2 protein-coding genes and 1 pseudogene are annotated in these 2,553 nt (G+C 34.8%); 1 reads left to right on the top strand and 2 read right to left on the bottom strand.

Annotated features, from left to right (window positions below):
• Window positions 1-451: pseudogene (locus ABY905_RS16340) on the top strand (transporter); the annotation flags it as partial.
• Window positions 452-525: 74 nt separating this feature from the next.
• Here the strand turns inward: ABY905_RS16340 and ABY905_RS16335 are convergent.
• Together ABY905_RS16335 and ABY905_RS16330 are read right to left on the bottom strand one after the other, a co-directional pair.
• Window positions 526-1,125 (bottom strand): hypothetical protein, encoded by a 600-nt coding sequence (locus ABY905_RS16335; RefSeq protein ID WP_372645799.1) that lies wholly within the window; start codon window positions 1,123-1,125, stop codon window positions 526-528.
• Between the two features lie 99 nt (window positions 1,126-1,224).
• On the bottom strand, window positions 1,225-2,553 hold a 1,329-nt coding region (locus ABY905_RS16330; RefSeq protein WP_372645797.1), incomplete at its 5' end, for an LPP20 family lipoprotein.

Raw genomic sequence — 2,553 nt, 5'->3', positions numbered from 1 at the left:
ATTCTCACTAGGATTAACCGGTGGCGTTTTAATGGTTGCTCTCATCCTTAGTCGAATTGGAAAAACAGGCCCAATTCTATGGACAATGTCTGGCACAGCCAATCAATTACTTCGCCAATTAGGTTTACTCATGTTTCTATCTGTAGTGGGGACTAGCGCAGGCTCTAAGCTCGTAGAAACCTTTCAAGAGTCAGGAATGCTCCTTTTCGGAATAGGTATTGTCATCACGCTTATACCAATGCTAATAACAACACTTATTGGGCACTATTGGTTAAAAATGAACCTACTCAATTTATTAGGTGCTCTAACAGGAAGTATGACAAGTACACCAGGGCTAGCTGCAGTTGATGGCATGACAGATTCAAATGCACAAGCTATAGCTTACGCAACTGTTTATCCTATTGCAATGGTATTTTTAATCATTTGTGTGCAACTTATTAGTATGATCTAATAACTATTGATATAAAAAAACAGCGCTTATCCATGAGGATAAGCGCTGTTTTTATGTTATTGGAAAGCTAAAGATTAAAATCCTCTTTGTTTACTTTCTAATTTCTGCATTTCAGCGTCATAAGTCTCTTTGAACTTATTGTAATCGTAATCTACCTTCAATTTCTCATCCTGAGATAATTTTTGTTCGATAGCTTTTTCTAAATCTTCACCACTCATTTCAATAGCAATGTAAGTCTTGTATTTATTTTGAGCTGTACGTGTTTGCTTCTCACAGATTACCTTAATATTATTCAATTGCTGGTTGATAACCTCACGAGTTAATCCTTCAAAACGTTCCTCTACTTGCTCAACATTATTCAATTCAGTAGAATTAATGTAGTTGTCAATCGTTCCTTTAATTGTAGATGCCACCAAAGTCGCTAGTTCGGCACGAGCATTTGTTCCCGCTTTTTTCTTAGAAACCATTTGGTCTAAACTTTCTCCAATAGCAGAGGCTCTGAAGGTCTTCTTGTCACTTTGGTAATCAGGACCAGTGCAGTATACTTCAATTAATTCTTCTCCTTGAGATTTTACTGAAGCAACTTTTTCACTAGAGCCACATGAACTTAATCCTGCAGTCATTATCATTCCTAATCCTAGGATAAAAACTTGTTTCAAATTTTTCGCTTTCATAGATTTCAATTTATACTTCAGTATTAAAATACAATATGTGTATAGGTTCAAAACTGAATGATTTTACTATTCTGATTCATTATTTTAATTCGATCTCGATTAAAGATCAAGTTGATTCAATTTAGGAATAATGGTATTGTGAATTTCCTCTACAGCTTGTTCATAGGCTTCTCTCACAGCATAATTATAACTCACTGGCTTCATCCCTTTTACTTCATATATTGCATCGTTGAAAATTTCAAATCCCGATTTCATATCTGTCAATGAGAAAAAGCAATCCAAATAAACAATATGTACCTTGTAATTACGCCCTTCTTTTATTTCCCCCTTCGTAACATTGGTTTTCACATCTAAAATCACGTTGGCACTATTTTTATCTTCTGTAAACGAGAAGAAATTCTCAGATAATTCTTTCTTGATTGCGCTTTTGAGAATAGATCTTTGGGAATCTTTACCGAAAATTTTCTCGCTAAAAAGCATATAAGCTTTCAAGCGTTCTACATTTAGAATGATTGAGCATTTAGGAGCCAATTCAGGCGTTAGAAACATTTTATAGATCTCATAATCTTCATCGTCCTGATTCAATATAGAGGACAAATCCAGAGCTGCTTCAACTTTCTGAAGTTTCTCTTTTGATGTTACACGAGTCAACTGAGAAGAAGCATAACCAAATTCATCAGTATTAGCATGCTTGTCCAACAAACCACCACCAGTTACGAAATCGAAATTAAGTGGCAAATTCACTAGCTCTTTCTCCCCCTCATCAGACGCCCAGCTCGCTTTAACCATAAATGGATCCTTAATTGAAGTTGAAATCTCTATCTTGATATTTTTATTTACTGGTACAAGTTGAGTTCTTGTGTAGATATTCTGAATTCGTTTAAAAATTTCAGTTCCTAAATTTATAGGTCCTTCAAAAGTCATCACCGATAAATCTTGATCCAGATGCTTCTTTAAAGCTTTTATTGATTTTACGTAATAACTTAAAGCCTGAATGAGATCCAACTTATCTTCGTACATGGTAGCTTCATCAAAATAATTCTGAGCTAACCTCTTCGCCTTATTTAACTTCAGTCGTTGCAATAAAGCATATTGTTTCTTCGATAAACGATAGTATTCCCAATACTCATTCCCTCTTTTATTATTCCATGAGGCTACGAATTCATAAGCTTCTAATTCTTGAACCAAAGAGGTTTTAACTTGAGATTCAAATTCCTCTTTAAAACTCGTGTTATCTTCGAACTGATATAAAACCGAATTTGATGAAATATTGATGGAAATTTGAGAAGCTAAATCTTGCAGAGCTTTATTTTTAGCCAACTGCATATAATTATCCACATTTTTACTAACAACCGATACCCCAATATAATACCCCGAAGAAACCGGTCTATTCTTAACCCACTTTGGAGGACGACGACCTGCATAACT

Origin of the sequence: Ancylomarina sp. (genome assembly GCF_041555295.1) — a bacterium.
GTDB lineage: Bacteria > Bacteroidota > Bacteroidia > Bacteroidales > Marinifilaceae > Ancylomarina.
Note: the sequence above shows the minus strand (reverse complement) of the source record. Positions and strands in the feature narration are given on the sequence as shown.